Here is a 19,220-nt window from a genome sequence, read left to right as displayed (position 1 = left end):
GCCTTAACCACAAAGCTATTCGACACCCTCGGGCGCATCGAGGAGTTCCCGCAGCATGGCGGCGAGCTCCGCGGTGCGCCCGCTGTTGTTGCCGCCCAGGGGGGCGGTCAATCGATCCCGCAGGTTGTAGACGAGTTCTATTGTGCGCTCCGCGGTTTCGACACCCGAGTCGGTCAGGGACAGTTCGACCGCGCGCGGGTCGGCGGTGCTGGCGGTGCGCGTGAGCAGTCCGAGCCGTTCGAGAGCGCGCACCAGTTTCGAGATGTAGACGGCGTCGAGACCGGTGAGATCGGCCAGTCGCCGCTGGCTCGGACGGGTGCCGTCCCTGGTCAGGCCGTAGAGCGGGGCCAGCACCGAGTACTGGGCCTGGGTGAGTCCGTAGGGCGCGAGGGCGCGGTCGAGGGTGGCGCGCCAGCGGGTCGACAGCCGCCAGACCAGGTAGCCGACGTTCGCGCCCACTTCATCCTCGGTATCCGCGTTCTCCATGCCCGCCACGCCGGACAGTTTATATGGCAACTATCCGGCCCGGATCGATCGAAAATTGAGGGGTTGACGACGTTGGCTAAAGCGATTAGCTTTATGGCTATTGCAGTTAGCTTTAACGAGGAGAGAACAACATGACCGAGTACATCGACATCGACGGCGGCCGGATCGCTTACGACTCGATCGGCGAGGGACCGCTGGTGGTGCTCTCGCACGGCATCGGCGACAGCCGCAAGGCCTTCCGCTTCCTGGCACCGCAGCTCGCGGCGGCCGGGTACCGGGTGGTCAGCGCGGATCTGCGCGGACACGGCGAATCGAGCATGGACTGGCCGTCCGAGACCGGCAAGGAAGCCATCAGCCGGACCGACGTGGCGAACGATCTGCTCGGCCTCGTCGCCGGACTGAACAGCGGGCCCGCGATCCTGGTGGGGCACTCCATCTCCGGCGGGGCCGTGACCATCGCGGCGGCGAAGTCGCCCGAGCTGGTGCGGGCCATTGTCGAAATCAACCCGTTCACCCTGGAGCAGAAGGTGAATATCGGTGCGCTGATCACCAATTCGCGGCACCGCCGCGGCATGGTCCCGCTCATGGGCACCATGATCTTCAAGAGCATCAACCAGTGGTTGAAGTACCTCGACGTGGCCTACCCGACCAAGCCCGCCGACTACGACCAGTACATGGCCGACCTCGCCGCCAAGCTGCGCGAGCCGGGCCGCATGGCCGAATTCATGAAGACCGGTAAGTCGACCCCGGCCGATGCGCAGGCGCAGCTGCCGAACGTGACCCAGCCGGCGCTGATCATCATGGGCACCGCCGATCCGGACTTCCCGAGCCCCGAGGCCGAGGGCAAGGCCGTCATCGCCGCACTGCCCGCCGGGCTGGGCAGCCTGGGCCTGATCGAGAACGGCGGCCACTACCCTCATGCACAGCTGGCTGATCAGACCGCAGCCCTGATCCTGCCGTTCCTGAAGGAGCATGCGTAGTGCCTAGAGTCGGGCTCAGCAAGACCGATGTCGTCGCGGCGGGCGCCGCGCTCGCCGACGACGTGGGTTTCGCGAACCTGGCGCTGAGTCCCCTCGCACAGCGGCTCGGAGTCCGGACGCCCTCGCTCTACAAGCACATCGACGGACTGGCGGATCTGCAGCACGGGGTCGCCGCGCTCGCCATGAACGAACTCGATCAGCGCGTCCGCGATGCCATGCACGGGCGCTCGGGCAGTGCGGCGCTCGCGGCCTTCGCGGACGCCTTCCGGCACTACGTGGTGGAACATCCCGGGCGCTACGCCGCCACCGTCGGCGCGGTCTTCACCGGGCCGGACGACCCACTGCTGCAATCGAGTTCCCGCGTCATGGAATCCATTCAGGTGGTGCTGCGCGGTTACGGCATTCCCGAATCCGAGATGGTGCACGCGGTGCGCACGCTGCGCTGTACCTTCCACGGGTTCGCCAGCCTGCAGGCCGCCGACGGATTCCAGTGGAGTGACGACGCCGAGCACAGCTTCGACTGGATGATCCGCTTCCTCGACCGCGGTTTCAGCGACGCGGCCTCGGATTGATCGGCTGAAAAGCATAGACAGCAGCGGTTTTCGGCGGACCATGAGTACATCACCGGCAGTGTGGCCACGGGGAGCATCATGGAAAACTTCGAGTTCGACGGTATTCGCATCGCCTACCTACAGCACGGCGACGAGGGACCAGCGGTGGTGTTCCTGCACAATGCGGGGTCCTCACATCTGATCTGGACGCCGCAGATCACCGCTCTCGCAGGGCGATACCGGGTGTACGCGCTCGATCTGCCCGGCTACGGGAGCTCCGATCAGCCGGCCGACGGATTCACCCTGGAGCGCTACACCGAACTGGTGCGGCGATTCCTGCTCGCACATGAGCTCACCGACGCCGGCCTGGTCGGCAACTGCCTCGGTTCGGCCATCAGCCTCACCCTGGCGCGGCGCAATCCGGGACTGGTCCGCGCGGTCGTCGCGATCAATCCGCTGACCGAATCCACCGCCATGCACGGCGATCTGGGTGCACTGGCGCGCATCACCCGCGGCCTCCCCACCCTCGGCGCCCGCATCCTCGGCGGCTGGCACACCCCGAAGTGGTTCGCCCGCAGCACCATTCGCTCCTGGTTTTTCAGCGGCCGCGCCTATCGCGAATGCCCCTATGTCGCGCCGCTCTCCGCCGGCTTCCCGGCCCGCGCCCTGGTCGGCCTGGTCCGCGACCTGTCCGCCTTCACCGCACTGGACCACTGGCCCGATCGCGATCAGCTCCCCCCGATCTGCACCATCTGGGGCACCGAGAACCGCATCCTCTCCGCCGCCGCCGGCCGCACCCTCAACGCCCAGCTCCGCCCCGACCGCGCCGAATGGCTGGACCGCTCCGGCCACGTCCCCATGCTCGAACGCGCCCCTGAAGTGACCGCCATAGTCACCGGCTTCTTCGCAGAAGCCTTCGCTCCCGCCAGACCGACTGCGCAGGACTCAGCTCGAAGCTGAGCGCATCCATCTGGCAATTCGCCCCGTCATTCCGGCATGCTGTTGGCCGGAATCCATCTGGATCGGCCGAGCAGCCCGGGTGTGGATTCCGGCCAAAAGCGCGCCGGGATGACGGGTTGTCGGGCAGAGTCGACGGGCTGAGGACTCACTGCGGCTGCCGCACAGGTTGTTACCAACACCTACGAAATGGCTGACAATCCCGTGCGCGGCACAGAAATTCCTGCGCGGCAAGGCGAAGTAGTGCGGGGCAGGCTAAGTCGTGCGCTGGACGGCGAAGTCGTGCACAGCAGGCGCAGTCGTGCGGGGGGACGGCGGGTTGTTCGGGTGCGTGGTCAGGCCGGGGCGGGATATCGGGCGGGTGGTGCGGGGTGGCGGCCTAGCATGGCGGCGGGGCGGAATGTCCGATCCCAAGGCCATAGGAGTCGATGAATATGTTGGCGGCGCGACTACATCTGGGACCTGACCGCAGGCTGGAATTGGATGAGGTGCCGGTACCGGAACCCGGGGCCGATCATGTGCTGGTGAAGGTGGAGGCCGCCGGGGTTTGCCTGTCGGATGTGCATCTCATCGATGGGACGCTGTCGCCGCTGTTCTTGAAGGGCGATGTGGTCACGCTCGGGCATGAGGTCGCGGGGACCGTGCATCAGCTGGGGCCGGGGGTCACAGACGCGAAGGTCGGGGATCGGGTGCTGTTGCAGGCGGGGGAGTTGCGCAATGGCGCTACCTTCACGCGTGGGGTGGATTACGACGGCGGGTGGGCGGAGTACACGCTGGCCCGGGTCGACACGCTGGTGCCGATTCCGGATGAATTGCCGTTCGAGCAGGCGTGCTTCATTCCGGATGCGGTGTCCACGCCGTGGGCCGCCATCACCGCTACCGCCGAGGTGAAAGCCGGTGAGGCGGTGGGCGTCTGGGGTGTCGGCGGACTGGGTGCGCACGGGGTGCAGTTGCTGCGCCTGGTGGGTGCGGCGCCGATCATCGCGATCGATCCATTGCCGGCCGCGCGGGAACGCGCGCTCGAATTCGGTGCGGATTTCGCCTTCGATCCGGCCGATCCGGAACTGCGGGCGAAGGTGTGGGCGGCCTCGGGGACCGGGCTCGCCGCCGCGTTCGACTTCGCCGGGGTGGCCGCGGTGCGCGAGCAGGCGGCGATCTGCCTGGCGCCCAAGGGGCGGCTGGTGCTGGTCGGGCTGACCGATAAGCCGATCACCATCGCGCACGGGACGGCGTTCAGCTTCTTTCAGCAGCAATTGCGCGGGCACTACGGTTCGGCGCCGGAGCACGTCACCGAACTGGTGAAACTCCAAGGGCTGCAGCGGGTCGACTTCGCCCGGTCGGTCAGCGCGGTGGTGCCGCTGGCCGATGCCGCCAAGGCCGTGCACGCGCTGGATGCCAAGGAGGGCAATCCGATTCGCATCGTGCTGAAGCCCTGAGGATGGGTGGATCCCGGCCGAGAACATGCCGGGATGACGGGCATGTCGGCCGGGATGGCGGGCTTCAGGCCAGTCGGCGCTGAAAAGCGTTGGTGGGCTGGGCGGTTGACGGGTCGACGGTGTAGACCGTGAGGTCTGCCGAGGATTGGGTCAGGTTCAGGACCATGAAGCCGAGGTCGGTGAAATTCTCGTACAGCGACGGGGTGATCCTGGCCGGATCGGTGGCATGCGCGCCGGAATTGGTTTTGGCCGCTGCGCCGGAAGCCGAGCGCGAAGGAGAACGGCTGCTCGGCGTGCAGGGCGCGGGCGGCGTCGGCGACGGCCCACTGCGGCCGGGCGCCGGTCCCCGCATCGCCGGTGACGAGAATCCGCACTTCGGCGGTATCGGGGAAGGGCAGTTTGGTGATGGTCGGCGCGTGCGCGGGTTCGGCCCAGCCCCGGCCCGGCGGTCGCGACTACCGTCGCGATGCCGGCGGCGGTTGCGGCACCGGTCAGAAAGCCGTGGCGGTCCACAGCCATCCAGCTCTCCTCAGCTACTTTTATGGTCGACCGACCAGTATTCCCGGTGTCCGAAAACTCCGCACAATATGACACGTTCACCAAGGCCATCGACCTTTTGACAGCACCCTTCGCCGATGAGAGTGTTGGTTGTCCGTTATCTCACAATCTGCTCGGCCACAGGGGGACGCCACAATGACGACATTGGCCTCGGGTGCTTTCATCGACTGGGAGCAGCTGATCGGCCAGCCGAAACTCGTCGTCGATCTGGTGAGTTTCCCGATCTTCAGCGCCATCGCCGGTTGGCTGACCAACTGGACCGGCGTCCTGATGTTGTTCTGGCCGCTGTACTTTCGCGGATTCCGCGTCCCGGGCCTGGACATCCTCTACCCGTATCTGCCCCGCCGGGTACAGGTGCTGCCCACCTTCTCCGGCGATGGAAAACAGCTCGGCTTCCAAGGGTTCATTCCCGCGCGCGCCGAAAAGATGGCGAGCATTTGTGTGGATGTCGCCATTATGCGAATCGGCAGTCCCAAGGACTTCATCCACGAACTCGATCTGGACGGTATTTCCGACTACATCGCGGATGTCGGACGCAAACAGGTGCCGGCCATGGTCAACGAGATCATGAAAAGGGAGAACCCGGATCTGTGGGGCGCGGTGCCCGGGGCAGTCCGCAATGTGCTCTACCAGCGGGTGGAGCGCGAACTGCCGACGCTGGCCCGGCGCGCCTTCGAGGAGCTCGGCGACAATGTCGATCAGCTCATCGATATCAAGGGCTTCGTCATCGGGTACCTGCGGGAGAACCCGCACATTCTGAAGGACCTCACCACCACCATCGCCGCGCCCGAGCTCAAGTTCATGGTGAAGATCGGACTACTCGGCGCGCCGTTCGGCCTGCTGCTGGCGCTGTATATGCATGTGCACCAGAGCATTCCGGTGATCGGCTGGATTCCGAACTGGGCGGTCATCCTGACCGCCGCGGCCGCCATCGGCGTGACCGTGAACGTCATCGCCGTCAAAATGGTGTTCGAGCCCGGCGATCCGCAGCCGCGCTACAAGTACCTGTGGAAGCAGGCGCTGCTGGCCAAGCGGCAGCCGGAGGCCGCGGCCGATCTCGCACATCTGCTCGCCTACCAGGTGCTCACGCTGCCGAACCTGGCCAAGGAGCTGCTCGACGGCACCAATGGCGACAAGACCCGGCAGCTGCTGGAGCGGCTCATCTCCGCCGAGATCCACCGGCAGCTCGGTCCCACCCACACCTTCGTCCGAACCGTTTTCGGCGCACGGCAATTCGACAATCTGACCATCGGCGCGGCGGACGCGGCGGCGGGACTCGCCCCGACCCTGGTCGAGGACGAGGAATTCGCGGCCACCCAGGCCAAGAAGATCGACGAATTCGCCGCCCGCAAGCTCAAACAACTCACACCCGGCGAGTTCATGGAGATGTTCTACGCCTCGGTGGAACAGGATGCCTGGCTGCTCTACCTGCACGGCGCCCTGCTGGGCTTGGGTGTCGGCGCGGTGCACCTGGTGATTTTCGGCTGGTAGGAGCGCCTCGGAAAATACAAGCACGCACGCTTGCATTTTTTCCACCTCGCTGCGATGCTGACCGGCGACGGCATCCGCCATCGGCGTGCGTGCCTGTTCCACTCTGCGACAAGGACTTGCGATGGCCGACCTGGAAGCGCTGCTCGCCGACCTCACCGCCGAATGCGGTGAGCTGGATCGGCTCGTCGCCGATCTGGATCCCGCCGACTGGCAGCGAGACACCCCCGCGGCCGGCTGGACCATCGCACATCAGATCGGCCACCTCACCTGGACCGACCGTGTGGCGGCCATTGCCGCCGCCGATGCCGTGGCCTTCGACGCACTCGTGCAGGCCGCCCTGCCGAAGGCCCTGACCTTCGTGGACGAGGCCGCCGAGGAAGAGGCGAAGACCCCCGCGCCCGAACTACTCGCCGCCTGGCGTCACGATCGCGAAACGCTGGTGCGGGCACTGCGCACGGTGCCGGCCGGCGCCAAGCTCCCGTGGTTCGGCCCGCCCATGAGCGCGGCCTCCATGGTGACCGCGCGGCTGATGGAGACGTGGGCGCACGGCCAGGATGTGGCGGACACGCTCGGCGTCACCCGAGTACCGACCGACCGGTTGCGGAACATTGCCCACCTCGGTGTCCGGACCCGGAACTTCGCGTACATCACGCACGGCCGCAGCGCGCCCGAGCAGGAGTTCCGCGTGGAATTGACCGCACCCGACGGCAGCACGTGGGCCTGGGGGCCGGAGGACGCGCCGCAGCGAATCACCGGACCCGCCTTGGACTTCTGCCTCGCCGTCACCCAGCGTCGCCACCTGGACGATCTCGCGCTGCAGGTAGAAGGCGCGGACGCGCTCGAATGGCTGGGCCTGGCACAGGCTTTCGCCGGGCCGCCCGGAACAGGCCGGACGGCAGGTCAGTTCGACTGACCTGCCGTCTGGGCTTGGAGCGAGCGAGCGCCACCGTAGGTGCGCCGTGCCTGGTGCCGACCGGACGACATTGGCCGGAGGTTCCTCGATGGCAGTCGAGTTGGCGCTCGCCGCTATCCGCTAATTACCCAGCCTTCAGATGCCGGAAACATGCTTGTGCGTCGGCATTCGACTTTCTCATTTCGGACTCCTGAGTCTCACCTGCCGGTACAGTGCCTGTGATCCTGGTCTCGAGGGCGAGGGGTCCTGCCGCGTGCCGCCGTAACCTGGACGGGCGTACGACTTTCAATGGTGCGGGTCGTGGGCGTCGAAAGACGCAGGGGGACCAGGGGAGAGGGAAAGGAACGCACCAGTCATGTCGCATCAACTCGCGACGCAGGCCGCCCGGACGTCTCGGCGCGCAGCACAGGTGCTCCGCTTCAGCGCCATCGTCACCGCGGGCATGGCCAGCATCGGCCTGACCGTCGCCGCCGGATCCTATGTCGCCAATGAAATGGCCGGAACACAGAAGTCCGGCACCATGACCGCCACACCCAGCCTCGCACACGGGCAGTTCTCGCCACCGATCACCGGTGCCGGGGACCCGCTGCCCGGACCTGTCACGCCGACCGCCGATACCATCGGTCTCGCTTCATTTTTCACCTCGCACAAGGCGGAAACTGCTGGGCTGGAGCCGATTCCGGCTGCCAACCCGGGCAATTCCGCCGGCGCGCCGGCCGCCGGGCAGCGACCCAGCGCGCTGGCCGGTCAGATTCGGCTCGGCACTGCCTACGTGGGCGCGGCAATCGTTCCGGCGCAGCTCAATTCGGTATCGGTCACGCTGGACACCAATGTCTTCGCGACCGTCGCCGATCTGGTGCTGCACAGTCCGCTGGGTCAGCAGCTCGGCATCGGCTCGGATCCGTCTGCCAATACCCAGCTGCGCACCGATGTGGACACCCGGCGCGGTGAGGTCACCGTGACCTTCTCCGATCCGGCCCTCGGGCGCTACGGCGTGCGGTTCGCACCGCATACCGCGCCCGCACCGGCCGACTCGGAGACGGCGCCCGCCGAGCTCACCCCACCGGCCGCGACCGACCCGTCCACGCCGGTCGGCCAGACCACCGGCGGCCAGACCAGCGCCCGCACCGGCACGCTCACCTCCGACGGAGGCTCGCGCACCTCCACTGTGTGAGACTTTCCGGTGTGCACGACTATTGCGTGATCGGCGGCGGAATCGTCGGGGTGGCCACCGCGTATCGCCTGCTCGACCGGCATCCGGGCGCCAGCCTGCTGCTGGTCGAGAAGGCGGACGCGCTCGGCGTCCACCAGACCGGCCACAACAGCGGAGTCATCCACTCGGGGATCTACTACGAACCCGGCAGCCTGAAGGCGCGACTGTGCCGGGCCGGTGCACAGCAGACCAAGGAATTCGCGGCCGCACACGACATTCCGTTCCGAGTGTGCGGAAAACTGCTGGTGGCCACCGATTCCGCCGAACACGCCCGCATGGTGACGCTCTACGAGCGGTCGGTGACCAATGGCGTCGAGGTGGAGCTGCTCGACACCGCCGAACTGGTACGCCGGGAACCGCGGGTGACCGGGGTCGGCGCGCTGTACGTGCCGAGCACTGGGATCATCGACTACCAGCGCGTCACCGCAGCGCTGGCGGACGAGGTGCGCGCGGCCGGCGGCGAGATCGTGCTGGGCACGGAGATCACCGCCATCGACGAAACCGCCGACGCGGTAACGGTTTCCGGGCCCTCGGGTAGTTGGCGCGCGGCGCGGCTGGTGGTGTGCGGCGGGCTGCAGGCCGATCGCCTGGCACGACTGGCCGGGGTGGACACCGATCTGCGCATCGTGCCGTTCCGGGGCGAGTACTACCAGTTGCCGCCGGACCGCAGCGATCTGGTGCACACCCTCATCTACCCGATCCCGGATCCCGAATTGCCGTTCCTGGGCGTGCATTTGAGCCCGACCATCGATGGCGGACTCACCGTCGGGCCGAATGCCGTGCTGGGGTTGTCACGCGAAGGCTATCGCAAGGGCAGTGTGGATCTGCGGGATGCGCGGGAGGTTCTCGGATACCGCGGATTCCATCGGGTGGCGGCGGCCAATGTCCGCACCGGACTGCGCGAGATGCGCAATTCGGTGTTCAAGCGCGGTTATCTGGCCGAGTGCCGGCGCTACTGCCCGGAGTTGACGCGGCAGGATCTACTGCCGCGGGAGGCGGGCATCCGGGCGCAGGCGGTGCGGTGGGACGGGACGCTCGTGCACGATTTTCTCCTCGAACGAACTGCGCGCTCCGTGCATGTACTCAATGCTCCCTCTCCGGCTGCGACGTCGGCCCTGCCGATTGCCGCGCATATCGCCGCACAATTGGACGCTTGACCATTCTGTGAATTACCGCAATCCGGTTGTGGATGACGGTTACCCGGACTACATATCCGGGTATCCATTCATTAAATAGGACTGCTGTAGTACTTTTGTGGGCAGCCGTGGGACAGGGAGCAGCCTATGGGCCACATGAAATACGCGAGCGACGTCGGGGCACCGGTGGAGGTCGCGTTCACGTACACGGACAACCATCAGTTCGTGCCGGACTGGGCCTTCGCCGTCGCCGCCTTCGAACCACTCGGAGACAGCGATCACGGCGCGGGCACGGTCTTCGCAGCCACGCTGCGGGCAGGTCTCTGGCATCCCACGGTCGAGTGTGAGATCACCGGCTACCGCCGCAACGCGGTTATCGAGTACACGCTGCGCAGGCGCAGGACGGGGAAGTCAGCGCCCGCGCAGGGTGATGGAACGATCGAGAGCGGCGGCGGTGTGCAGGACACCGGCGCCTGCTGTTCACCCCTGTGCGTCATCACCCTGCGATTCGACCCGCTCGGCTACGGCCGGGCGGTGCTGACCTCGGAAATCGAGTACTGGACCCCGCGTGGGCTCACCGGCCGCCTGCTCTCCCGAATGCTGGCTGCCGCCGTACAATCAGCCGTGCGACGCACCGAATCGCAATTGCGAAGGGAGATAGAGGAATTCCACGGAACGGATCTTGTCGGCCGGATTGCGTAGGGTTGCGAGCATGATCATCGTGAGCACCGACGGATCGTGCCTGCGTAACCCGGGCGGGGCCATCGGCTGGGCGTGGGTCAATCACGCAGGCGGATCGGCCAGCGGCGGTGCGCCTTCGGGCACCAATCAGATCGCGGAGCTACGCGCCCTATTGGAGGCCATACGCGCGCACAGCAGCTCCGAACCACTGCTCATCGAGAGCGACTCGCTCTATGCGATCAAGTGCGCCTCCGAATGGATCAACAGCTGGCGCCGCAATGGGTGGAAGACCTCCACCGGTGGTCCGGTGAAGAACCTCGAGTTGATCCAGCAGATCGACAGTGCCATCTCCACGCGGCCCGGACCCGTGCGTTTCCGCTGGGTGCGCGGTCATGTCGGCAACTACTTCAATGAGCAGGCCGATCAGCTCTGCGGTCAGGCAGCCCGTGAGGTCGCCGCCTCCGGGAAAGGCACCGACCCCGTGGTGACGGCACCCGCGCCCATCCCCGGTGAGCCCGTCACCGAACCCATTCCGATTGAACCGACCACCGAACCCATTCCGGTGATCAGCCCTGTCGAAACGGTTTCGGCTGCTCCCGAAGTCGCGGCAAGTGGTGCGCCGCACCCCGCGCCCGCCACGCCGCGCCGGCGGGTCGCCGCGTCGAAAACTCCGGCACCCGACGCACTCACCCTGTTCTAGCGAGCAAGGGAGAGCTCTTGGGGGCTTGGCCCCAAACCCCCGGAAGATACGACGGGGGCCCTGTCGAAGAGAACCGCCCCAGGTGAGAGATCACCTAGGGCGGTTCTTTTCGGCTCGGACCATTCGGCCTCGGACTACTTGGGAGCTGCCGGGGTTGTCGGCGCCGGGGCCGGGGCGCCCGAGGGGGCCGGGGCGGTGGGCTGCCCGCTACCGGAGGGGGCGCCGCCGGGGACCAGTGGGTTCTGGGCATTGTTGCCCTGGGAGGGCAGGTTGTCGAAGTTGGCTACCTTCCACTTGCCGCCGTCCTTCTCCATCTCGGCGATCGCGCCGATGGTGAGGGAGTCGGGCTTTGCGGCAAGCTGGCTGGTGCGGTTCTGCGTCAGCACCACCATGACCTTCGCCTTATCGCTGTCACCGGAGACCCAGCCACAGTGAATCTCGTTCAGGGTGGACTTGACCTTGACGCTGACCATGGCGTCCCGGAGACCGTCGGTGGTGGAGTTGAACATCTTGGCGAAGTCGCCGGTGGAGAGGTTCTTCACGTTGGTGAAGTAGTCGTCCAGGTGGGCCGCGTCGTAATTGGTGACGGTGGTGCCGAAGTCACAGGCGGTGGCGGTGGCCGAATCACGCTCGGACAATTCGGTCTTGCGGTCATCGGCCTTGAGCCAGAACACCACGCCGGCGGCGACAGCCGCGATCAGCACGACGCCCGCGGCGATCAGTGCGAGGACCGGTACCGCCAGGCTGCCGCCGGGAATGCCGGAGCGCTTGGGCTTCTCGGCCTTCGCCGCGTCCTCGGCCGACTCCGCGGCAGGCGTGGCGTCAGCGGCACCCGGAACCTCGGCGGCGGGAGCTGTGTCCTCGACCTGGTCGGACTCGGCAGCCTTGTCGGGCTCGGCCTTCTTGGTCAGGTCCGTGGTCTCGGCCTTTTCGGCGGCGGGGGCAGCTGCCGTCTTCTCGGCATCAACCTTTCCCGTGTCGGCATCGCCCCCCGGTGTCACGGCGACGGCCTCGGCGGCCTCGTCATTGTTCTTCTTGTCCTGGGCGGCGTCATCCGACATTGGATCGATCCCCACGCTTTCCCGGCGCGCTGCGGACGCGCCAAATAGGTTCAGTCAGGCGAGTATGCCGAACCCGGCAATGAAACCGCCAGGTCGGATTTGTCTCACCGCGCCAGCGGTGGAGTTTGTCTGCACCGATCACTTGATCGGCGGCAGGGTGCGCTCATTCGGGTCGGCGCCGGCGGGCGGCAGCGCACCGTTGTCCGGGATATCCGGGCGAGGCGCATTGCCGGAGCCACGAATCTGCTGATCCGCAGGCGGATTGGTGCAGTAGCTGGCCCAGCGCGGCAGCGTGTTGTCGGTCGCGATCTCCGTGCGTACCTTAGCGGTGCTGTAGTCGCAGAATGGCCGCGGCCAGATGTCCACGACGGTGTAGAACTCATTGTCATGGGCGGGGACGCCCATGGCCGAGGTGCCCACCACGAGCGCCGGGAACAGCGCGCGCAGGGCGGGCAGTCGCAGCTGCGCGGCCTTGGTGACCGCCGCGAAATTGGTGAGCAGGCTGGACATCGGGTCGGCGGTCTTGTCGAGTACCGCCCCGAGCTGCTGGAACTGCGCCGGAGACTGCTCCAGCAGTTTCTGCAGCTCGGCATTGGCGTCGTTGAACTGCTGGAACAGTACGCCCGAATTGCGCGTCAGGGTACCCAGATCCGGCTGCGCCATCGAGGTGGTCGAGGTGATCGTCTGCAGATTCTTGATCAGGTTGACGGTCTGCGGGAGCAGATTGTCCAGTCCGGTGGTGGCCGTGCTGATGCCATCGATGAGCGAGCGCAGCTGGTCGGGGCCGCCGGAGAGCGCGGTGTCCAGCTCGGTCAGGATGGTGCTGAACTTGTCGGGATCCACCTGGGCGATCAGGGCACTGGAATTGTCGAGCACCGACCACACCGGAGTCGGCGTCTTCACCTTGTCCGGGTCGAACTTCACGGTCGCGCCATTGCCCAGATACGGGGCCTGGTCGGATTCGGGCCGGAAGTCCATGTACTGCTCACCCGCGCCGGAGAGCGAGCCCACCGATACCAGGGTGTCGGTGGGGATCTTGTACTTGGTGTCGATCTCGGCGGTGGCGGCGATGGCCGAACCGCTGTCGATCAGCTTGATAGCGGTGACCTTACCGATGCGGTAGCCGCGCAGGGTCACGTCATTGCCGGCCTGCAGACCGCCGGAGCGGTCGAGATTCACTGTCACCCGGTACGTTTCGCGCAGCGGATTCACGCGCATGACACTCACCGCCAGGTAGGCGGCGCCGACCAGCAGGATGAGCACGAGCGCACCGTTGGACACCAGATTCCGGTGCCGCTTCACCCAGTTCACTTGTGCACCCCGTTGATCCGTCCGTAAATGATCTGCAGCACCTGGACCAGGCTGCCGCCGAAGTCGTTGAGATCACGCAGATCAGGGAATTTGCTGTTGGCCGGATCGGTGAGCAGACCGATGTCGAGCATGGTGGCGGTCGCGGAGACGGCGAGCACATTGCCCTTGAAGGACGCATCGGCGGCAGGCCGGATCTCGTGCAACCCGTCGAGCATGGGTCCGAGATCCTGCGAGGTCTGCGAGAGCGCGTTCATGAGCTTGTGCACATTGTCGAGGAGACCGGCCAGCTGATCGGAGGTGGTGTTCGCGTAATCGCCGAGGGCGGCACTGGTTGTCGAGACCTTGGTGAGCAGATCGCCGATGGCCTGGTTGTTCTCCGCGATCGCGCCGATCATGCTCGGCAGCGTATTCGCCACCTGGCCGAGCTGATCGTGGTTCGCCTGCAGTGTGTCCGCGAGCGCGTCGAAGCCGGCGAGCACATTGTCCACGCGCTTGCTGTTGGCATTGAGATTGGTGATGACGCTGGTCATCTGGGTGAGCACCGAACTGAGCTGCTGACCGTGGCCGCCGACGATGGAGTCCAGTTCGGAGGTGAGCTTGGACAGGCTGGCAATGCCGCCGCCGTTGAACAGCATGGAGATCGAGAGCAGCAGATCCTCGACGGTGGCGCCGGCCGAGGTATTGGTCAGCGTGCCACCGTCTTTCAGCAGCGCCTGGCCGGTATCGCTCTTCGGCTTGGACACCGCCACGAAGACGTCGCCCAGCGGAGTCGCCTGGCGCAGTTCGGCGGTGGAGTTGGCCGGCAGCGAGATATCGGTGCGGATGGCCAGATCCACATTGGCCTTGAAATCCTTGGTCGTGATCTTGGTGACGACGCCGACGTCGGAACCGCCGATCTTGACCTTGGCCTGGTCCGGCAGATTCAGCGCATTGTCGAAAACCGCATGGACGGTATAGGTATCGCCGCCGACGCCGGGCTTGGGCAGCGGCAGTTTGTCCACGGTCAGGCCGCAACCGGAGGCGCCCAGCGTGGCGGTGACAGCGAGCGCCACCAATGCGCGGCGAGAGCGCCTGGCGAGCACGACATCTCGGACGAATCGACTACTCATTTGGTCAGTCCCAACATGGCCGCGGTCAGACCGAAGTCAGGTCCGAAATCTTCCATCTTCCCGGTGCGGCAGCCATCCGACCGCATCTGGATGCGCTCACAGAAGGTGCTGATGATCTCGCCGGAGAGCGCGGTGCCGATGATCCCGTGCAGCCGGACGAATTGTCCCTGCCGGTTGACCGCCCGATCCAGGTTCTGCATGAGCAGGGGCGCGACATCGACGACCTCGACCAGACCGGTTGCATTGGCGCGCAGCTGGTTCGTGACATTGGTGAGCCCGGTCAGGGTGCCGTTGAGTTGATCGGAGTACTGCGAGAACGCGCCACTGGTGTTGGCCAGGAAGCTGTTCAGCTGATCCAGCGTGGCCTGCAGGCCGGGCGCCTGATCGGCCAGCAGACCGGTCATCTGGGTGATATTGCTGCTGAAGTCGCGCACCGACTGGTCGTTATCGGCCAGCATGGTGGTCAACTCGTTCAGCTTGATGATGATGGTCGAAACGGCGTCCTTGTTGTCGACGCCGACCTTCAGCGCACCGGAGAGCGCATTGAGGGTGTCGCGCATCTTCTCGCCGTTGCCGTTCAGCATCGGGTACAGCACCCGGCCCGACAGCGGGCCGATGCCGTCCTGCCCCGGCGTCGGCTTGAGCGCCGCGGCGAAGGTGTCGATGGTCTTGATCATCGTGTCCAGCTCGACCGGGGTCCTGGTCTGCTGGATGGTCAGGTGCGAACCGTCCTTCAGCACGTCACCGCCGGTGTAGCGCGGCGTGAGCTCGATATGCCGGTCGGTCACGATGGAGGGCGAAATCAGCGCCGCGATCGCGTTTTTCGGGATCTTCACGCCCCCGTCCACGGTCATGTGCACTTCGACGTACTGACCCTTCGGCACGATCTTGTCGACCTTGCCGACGTCGAGGCCGAGCACGGTGATCGGGTTGCCCTCGAACATGCCCGCGATATTTTCGAAGTCGGCGGTGAAGTGCTGGGTCTGCCCGACCGCATCCTTCACCCCGAGCGGCACGATCGAGCAGCTGCCCACCGCGAGGGCGGCCGCACCGATCATGGCCACCTTGGTGATCCTGGCTGCGATTGTCATTTGTGGCACCCCTCGTTCACCTGCACGCCGCACAGCCAGTTGTCCGGGAATAGCCACGGCAGGGCGACGTCGCCGTAATTGCCGTTGCCCAAGACATTGTTGAACGTCCGCACCGACACCGGCATGATCGACAGCAGTCGGTCCAGGTTGTCCTTGTTCTTCTGCAGGCCGTCGGCCATGGTGTTGAGCTGTGCCAGCATCGGACCGAACTGGTTGTTGTTGTCCGCGCCGATCTGCTGCAACTGACGACTCAGGGTCGCGACATTGTCCAGCAGCGTACGCAGCAGGCCCTGGCGCTCCATCACCCGATTGGCGATGGCCTGACCCTGGGTGATCACCAGCAGCACACTGTTGCTGTTGTCCCCGAGAATCTTGGTGACCCGGTCCATGTCCTTGAGCAGCTTGTCGACCGAATCCTTGCGATCGTTCAGGGTTTTGGCCAGCGCACCGACGGAATCGAGCGCCTGCACCGTGAGCTGCGGGCTGTCACCCATCTGCTGGTTGATCAGATTCAGCGAATCCGCCAGCTTCTTGGTGTCGAGTTCCTCGAACTTCGGTGTGCCCTCCTGCACCACATCGGCCAGGTTGTAGGGAACGGCGGTATTGGACTTGGGGATTCGATTGCCCTTGAGCCCGGAACCGTCGCCGGGCACCAGATCGACGAAGCGCGCGCCCAGCAGGGTGGCCATCTTGATCGTCGCGTGCGCGTCCGGACCGAACTTCACCGAGTCCTTGACCGAGAGGGTGACCAGTACGTGGTCGCCCTCGAGCTCCGCGCCGGAGACGGTGCCGACCGAAACGCCGGAGATGGCCACCTTGTCACCGGTCTTGATGCCGGCGGTCTGCACGAATTCCGCCTTGATGCTGTTCTCGCCGATGCCGAGTGACCGGTACGCGGTGGAACCGAGCAGCAGCGCGACGATCAGACCGGCGCCGAACAGGCCGAGCCAGAAATTACGGTTGGCGCTGAAACGAGCTTTGAGTTTCGTCATGGACGGCACACCGCCGAGTGAGAGTTGCCGCCGATCTGGTCGAACAGACCGCGCGGGAAGAGGACTCCGTACAGCGAGACATCCAGGCTGCACAGGTAGGCATTGCCGTAGGCGCCGTTCTGGCTGAACTTGCCGAGATCGCTGAGGATGCCGGGCAGGTCTACCGCCGCCTGATCGAGCTTGGCGCCATTGGCGAGCAGCAGGGTCAGCGCGTTCGTGGTGGAGGACTGCGCCAGCAGCAGTTTCGGCTGGATCTGACTCATCATGGAGACCAGAGAGGTTGTCGCGTCGGCGATCTGCACGGTGGAGGTCTGCAGGGACTGCCCCTGTGCGTAGAGCCCGCCGATCAGCGAGCGGGTCTGGGTCACCAGGGTCTCGAGTTCATCACCGCGCTTGGCCAGACCCGACATCACGCCGGACAGGTTGGTGATGACATCGGAGAGGATGGCATCGCGCCGCTGGAAGTCGCTGGCCAGCGCCGCGGCCTGAGTGATGAAGCCGCTCAGCGAGACTCCGTCACCCTGCAGCGCCTGGATGAAGGTGTTGGAGAGATCGTTGACCTGCTGCGGCTGCAGCACCTGGAACAGCGGCTGGAAACCGTTGAGCAGCGCGGAGATATCGAAAGACGGCTCGGTGCGCTCCACCGGGATCGAACCGTTGTTCTTCAGCGGCGTGTGCGAGCCGCCCGGCTTGGTGTCCGGAGCCAGTGCGACATAGCGCTGGCCGATCAGGTTCTGATATCGGACCAGCGCCTTGGTATCGCCGAACAGCGTCTGATCCTTCTGCACGATGAAGGTCACCAGCGCCTGGTTCTTCTTGTCCAGGTCGATCTTCTCCACCTTGCCGACGCGCACGCCGGCCATGCGGACGTCATCGCCCGTCCGCAGGCCGAGCACATCGGTGAAGGTGGCGGAGTAGGTATTGGTGGGCCCGTTGACGGTGCGCGCCAACGTGTTCCAGATGACCGCGGTCACCAGGACGGCCACGATGGCGAAGATGCCGAACCCGATCAGCGGCTTGCGAATGCTCACTTAGCCGCCCCGCTTTCGGAAACTTGCAACGTTCCACCCCTCAGGATCGAGCTCAGCAGCAGGTATTCGGCCGCTGTCGGACGACGGCCCAGTATCGCGGTGATCGCATCGTCGCCGGTGAAGGCGATCGGCGCGGCCTGACGCGGTGCCGCTGCCGGCTGGGTGAGCGCGGCCGGAGCCGCCGGGGCGGCCGGATCGGCCGGGGCGGCGGGCGCGGCAGGATCAGCCGGGGCGGGCGCGGCCGGGAACAGGTTCGGGAACAGTCCCTGCAGTGGGGTGCCCGCGAACGGATTGCCCGGCTGCGCCGTCTTCGGATCCGGCAGCAGTGAATCAGTGGTGTTCAGGCCCGGAATAGTCGGGAAGCCCGGCGGCGCGGGAAGTTTCGGCAGGCCGGCCGCAGAATCGAGCGCCTTGGGGCGCATCGACTCCGGCAGGGTGCCGGGATCGGACACCAGCGGTGCGGTGGCACAGCTGGGTCCGGCGAGGTCGCCGTAGCGCGGGCAGTCGTCACGGGTGTACGGCTTGTACGGCGTGAAGGTGATGCCCATATTCCAGGCCATCTGCCGCTGCGGACCCCAGTTGAAGGTCGAGTTCAGCTTGTGGATCGAGGTATTCAGGTTCGCGATGGCCTGCGGAATGGAGGACGGGTCGTCCGAGAGCGCACCGAACAGGGCACTGGTGCCCGTGGTGACGTCCTTGCCCAGGTTGGGGTTTCGGGCGAACAGCGAATTCACCTTGTCCACGGTGCCGCTGGCCCCGGTGATGAGCGCGACCAGATCGGCGCGGCGATCGGAGATGGTCTGCGCCGTCTTCACCGAATCGGCCAGCACGCTCATCAGTTCCGGTGCGGACTGGTTGAGCGCGTGGAACGAATTGGAGAAATCAGTCAGCGTCGCACCGAGATCGGGGACCGCGCCGCGCACACCCTGCAGCCAGTCGTCGACCCGCTGAATGGTGGAGCCGGGCGCGCGGCCGCTGCCGTCGAGCGCGTAGGAGAGCGTGCCCAGCACCCGGCCGAACTGCACCGGATCGATCTTGGTGAAGATATTGCGCACCGTGGTGAGCGTGTCCTGTAGCGCGATGGTGCCTTCGGAGCGATCCTCGGCGATCTGCGAACCCTCCTTCAGATGCGCGGAATCGGCCCCGTTGTAGACGAGTTCGACGGAGGTGACGGCGAACAGGTTCGAGGGCACAACGCGCGCGGTCACATTCGCGGGGATGCCGGAGGTGTACTCCGGCTTCATCTCGATGTGCACCTCCTGCGCCGCGCCCTGGTCGGCCACGGACACATCCTTGACCGCACCGACGAGGATGCCGCGGAACTTCACGTCGGCATTGGAAGGCAGGCCGTCACCGGTGGTGCTGAGATTCGCGGTGACATTGACCTTCTCGACGAAGTAGCCCTTGTACCGCGCCATCAGGAAACCCAGGATGATCGCGAAGACGATGAGCCCGGAAACGCCGGCGATGAGCAACTGCCGCATGGTCGGGCCGCGCCCGCTCGGATCGATGATCATGGTGTT

Annotated in this window: 19 protein-coding genes; 10 read left to right on the top strand and 9 right to left on the bottom strand. The window is 65.9% G+C overall.

Going from position 1 to position 19,220, the window contains the following annotated elements:
- Window positions 1-15: 15 nt before the first annotated feature.
- Window positions 16-486, bottom strand: a complete 471-nt coding sequence (locus OG716_RS31820; RefSeq protein ID WP_405140042.1) for a MarR family winged helix-turn-helix transcriptional regulator — start codon at window positions 484-486, stop codon at window positions 16-18.
- Between the two features lie 131 nt (window positions 487-617).
- On the opposite strand from OG716_RS31820, the gene OG716_RS31815 reads away from it, so the two are divergent.
- The 4 genes from OG716_RS31815 (at window position 618) to OG716_RS31800 (ending at window position 4,410) form a co-directional block, all read left to right on the top strand.
- The gene (locus OG716_RS31815) at window positions 618-1,466 is read left to right on the top strand and encodes an alpha/beta hydrolase (RefSeq protein ID WP_355125223.1); all 849 of its coding nucleotides are present in this window, start codon (window positions 618-620) and stop codon (window positions 1,464-1,466) included.
- Entirely contained in the window at window positions 1,466-2,038 is a 573-nt protein-coding gene (locus tag OG716_RS31810; protein WP_405134161.1) for a TetR/AcrR family transcriptional regulator, read from the top strand. The genes OG716_RS31815 and OG716_RS31810 overlap by 1 nt, the downstream gene beginning before the upstream one ends.
- A 78-nt stretch (window positions 2,039-2,116) precedes the next feature.
- Entirely contained in the window at window positions 2,117-2,977 is an 861-nt protein-coding gene (locus tag OG716_RS31805; protein ID WP_405134160.1) for an alpha/beta fold hydrolase, read from the top strand.
- A gap of 425 nt (window positions 2,978-3,402) precedes the next feature.
- Window positions 3,403-4,410: a zinc-binding dehydrogenase gene (locus OG716_RS31800; RefSeq protein ID WP_405134159.1), complete on the top strand. Its 1,008-nt coding sequence runs from the start codon at window positions 3,403-3,405 to the stop codon at window positions 4,408-4,410.
- A gap of 64 nt (window positions 4,411-4,474) precedes the next feature.
- Here the strand turns inward: OG716_RS31800 and OG716_RS31795 are convergent, their stop codons facing one another.
- Complete coding sequence (locus tag OG716_RS31795; RefSeq protein WP_405134158.1) at window positions 4,475-4,762, bottom strand: hypothetical protein; 288 nt, start codon at window positions 4,760-4,762, stop codon at window positions 4,475-4,477.
- Between the two features lie 341 nt (window positions 4,763-5,103).
- On the opposite strand from OG716_RS31795, the gene OG716_RS31790 reads away from it, so the two are divergent.
- The 6 genes from OG716_RS31790 (at window position 5,104) to OG716_RS31765 (ending at window position 11,102) form a co-directional block, all read left to right on the top strand.
- A complete protein-coding gene (locus tag OG716_RS31790; protein WP_405134157.1) occupies window positions 5,104-6,459 on the top strand; it encodes a hypothetical protein in 1,356 nt (451 codons plus the stop codon).
- A gap of 121 nt (window positions 6,460-6,580) precedes the next feature.
- Window positions 6,581-7,372, top strand: a complete 792-nt coding sequence (locus tag OG716_RS31785) for a TIGR03084 family metal-binding protein (protein WP_405134156.1) — start codon at window positions 6,581-6,583, stop codon at window positions 7,370-7,372.
- Between the two features lie 355 nt (window positions 7,373-7,727).
- On the top strand, window positions 7,728-8,546 hold the full coding sequence (locus OG716_RS31780) for a hypothetical protein (RefSeq protein WP_405134155.1): 819 nt from the start codon (window positions 7,728-7,730) through the stop codon (window positions 8,544-8,546).
- A gap of 11 nt (window positions 8,547-8,557) precedes the next feature.
- Window positions 8,558-9,742, top strand: coding sequence for an L-2-hydroxyglutarate oxidase (gene lhgO / locus OG716_RS31775; protein ID WP_405134154.1), 1,185 nt, complete (start codon window positions 8,558-8,560; stop codon window positions 9,740-9,742).
- 126 nt (window positions 9,743-9,868) lie between these two features.
- Window positions 9,869-10,423, top strand: a complete 555-nt coding sequence (locus OG716_RS31770) for an SRPBCC family protein (RefSeq protein ID WP_405134153.1) — start codon at window positions 9,869-9,871, stop codon at window positions 10,421-10,423.
- Window positions 10,424-10,433: 10 nt separating this feature from the next.
- On the top strand, window positions 10,434-11,102 hold the full coding sequence (locus tag OG716_RS31765) for an RNase H family protein (RefSeq protein WP_405134152.1): 669 nt from the start codon (window positions 10,434-10,436) through the stop codon (window positions 11,100-11,102).
- Window positions 11,103-11,236: 134 nt separating this feature from the next.
- Here the strand turns inward: OG716_RS31765 and OG716_RS31760 are convergent, their stop codons facing one another.
- The 7 genes from OG716_RS31760 to OG716_RS31730 all read right to left on the bottom strand — a co-directional run bounded on the left by OG716_RS31760 (window position 11,237) and on the right by OG716_RS31730 (window position 19,214).
- Window positions 11,237-12,163, bottom strand: a complete 927-nt coding sequence (locus OG716_RS31760) for a hypothetical protein (protein WP_405134151.1) — start codon at window positions 12,161-12,163, stop codon at window positions 11,237-11,239.
- 138 nt (window positions 12,164-12,301) lie between these two features.
- Complete coding sequence (locus tag OG716_RS31755; protein ID WP_405134150.1) at window positions 12,302-13,474, bottom strand: MlaD family protein; 1,173 nt, start codon at window positions 13,472-13,474, stop codon at window positions 12,302-12,304.
- Window positions 13,471-14,583 (bottom strand): MCE family protein, encoded by a 1,113-nt coding sequence (locus OG716_RS31750; protein ID WP_405134149.1) that lies wholly within the window; start codon window positions 14,581-14,583, stop codon window positions 13,471-13,473. Before OG716_RS31750 ends, OG716_RS31755 begins: the two co-directional genes overlap by 4 nt.
- The gene (locus OG716_RS31745) at window positions 14,580-15,674 is read right to left on the bottom strand and encodes an MlaD family protein (protein WP_405134148.1); all 1,095 of its coding nucleotides are present in this window, start codon (window positions 15,672-15,674) and stop codon (window positions 14,580-14,582) included. The genes OG716_RS31750 and OG716_RS31745 overlap by 4 nt, the downstream gene beginning before the upstream one ends.
- Window positions 15,671-16,666 (bottom strand): MCE family protein, encoded by a 996-nt coding sequence (locus tag OG716_RS31740; RefSeq protein WP_405134147.1) that lies wholly within the window; start codon window positions 16,664-16,666, stop codon window positions 15,671-15,673. The genes OG716_RS31745 and OG716_RS31740 overlap by 4 nt, the downstream gene beginning before the upstream one ends.
- The gene (locus OG716_RS31735) at window positions 16,663-17,697 is read right to left on the bottom strand and encodes an MCE family protein (protein ID WP_405134146.1); all 1,035 of its coding nucleotides are present in this window, start codon (window positions 17,695-17,697) and stop codon (window positions 16,663-16,665) included. Before OG716_RS31735 ends, OG716_RS31740 begins: the two co-directional genes overlap by 4 nt.
- Window positions 17,694-19,214: an MCE family protein gene (locus OG716_RS31730; RefSeq protein WP_405134145.1), complete on the bottom strand. Its 1,521-nt coding sequence runs from the start codon at window positions 19,212-19,214 to the stop codon at window positions 17,694-17,696. The genes OG716_RS31735 and OG716_RS31730 overlap by 4 nt, the downstream gene beginning before the upstream one ends.
- Window positions 19,215-19,220: the final 6 nt, after the last annotated feature.

The sequence above is a fragment of the Nocardia sp. NBC_01388 genome (assembly GCF_045040085.1).
Classification (GTDB): Bacteria; Actinomycetota; Actinomycetes; order Mycobacteriales; family Mycobacteriaceae; genus Nocardia.
Note: the sequence above shows the minus strand (reverse complement) of the source record. Positions and strands in the feature narration are given on the sequence as shown.